The following is a 1,216-nucleotide window of genomic DNA, read 5'->3' as shown; positions in this document are numbered from 1 at the left end:
GGCGGTTTCAGGCGGCCGATGCGACAAGCTCGGTGAACGCTTCGGTTGGCGTGCGCCAGCGTAGCGTCTGCCGGGGGCGGCCGTTGAACTCGTCCTGGACCTGCTGCAGGTCCTCGGGCGTGTACACCGACAGGTCGGTGCCCTTGGGGAAGTACTGCCGGAGCAGACCGTTGGTGTTCTCGTTGGTGCCGCGCTGCCACGGCGAGTGCGGATCGCAGAAGTAGACAGCGACGTCGGTGGCCATGGTGATCTGGGCATGAGCACGCATCTCGTGGCCCTGATCCCAGGTCACCGACCGCTGCATCACCTCCGGCAACGACCGCATCGCGGCGATCATCGCATCGCGGACGCCGGACACGTCGCGGACCTTCGGCAGGTGCAGCAACACCACGTACCGGGTGGTGCGCTCGACCAGGGTGCCGATCGCCGAGCGGTTGCGCGCCCCCATGATCAGATCTCCCTCCCAGTGCCCGGGCACCGCCCGGTCCTCGACCTCGGCGGGCCGCTGGGAGATGAGGATCTTGTCGGGAATATGGCGGGCACTGCTCGGCACTCGCCCCTGCGGCACCCGACGGGTGTGCCGGCGCCGCAGATACTCCGAAAGCTCTTTTCGCAGTTCGCCTTTCAGTTGCACATACACGGCCTGGTAGATGGTTTCGTGGGACACCCGCATCTCCGCTCGGTCGGGGAAGTCGACCACCAGCCTGGCCGAGATCTGCTGCGGGGACCAGCGCAGCTTCAGCCTGGCGACGACATACGCGCGCAACTCGGGTGCGGCCATCAGCTTGGCGACTTTCGGTCGCAGTGCTCGGGTCCAGGCCCGCGCGTGGGCCGACACGGCGCGGTAGCTACCGTCGCGGTTGCTGTTGCGTTCGATCTCCCGGTAGATCACCGACCGGTGCCGGCCCAGGTGCGCGGCGATCGTCTGGACCGACTCGTTGCGGGCGAGTCCGAGGGCGACAAGCTCCCGCTCGCCCAGGGACAACGACCGTCCGCCGTGCTCCCAGTGCGGGGCACGGCGGACGGTGCCGTTGGCCTCGTCCTCCCACCGGTAGCCGGTTTGTCGGCTGACACCGACCGCGGCTGCGGCCTTGGCGATCGACACCTTCGTCATGCGCATGGCGAAGAACCTAGCCTTCTTCGCCTCTCGTGCTGCTCGACCCACTGACATCTCCCCTGGTCAGGGAGCGTGTCGCATGGACCACCTGAGTCAGCC

At 67.7% G+C, this 1,216-nt stretch carries 1 protein-coding gene; it reads right to left on the bottom strand.

Translation table 11 applies throughout. The annotated features are described in order from the left end of the window. Window positions 1-7 precede the first annotated feature (7 nt). Window positions 8-1,171 (bottom strand): IS30 family transposase, encoded by a 1,164-nt coding sequence (locus G6039_RS30130; protein WP_051446190.1) that lies wholly within the window; start codon window positions 1,169-1,171, stop codon window positions 8-10. Window positions 1,172-1,216: the final 45 nt, after the last annotated feature.

Origin of the sequence: Rhodococcus aetherivorans (assembly GCF_011058165.1) — a bacterium.
Lineage (GTDB): Bacteria > Actinomycetota > Actinomycetes > Mycobacteriales > Mycobacteriaceae > Rhodococcus > Rhodococcus aetherivorans.
This window is presented reverse-complemented; position numbering and strand designations above follow the sequence as displayed.

Excerpts from the sequence above, each read along its gene's own strand:
- G6039_RS30130 (WP_051446190.1), bottom strand. The coding sequence starts at position 1,171 with ATGTCAGTGGGTCGAGCAGCACGAGAGGCGAAGAAGGCTAGGTTCTTC.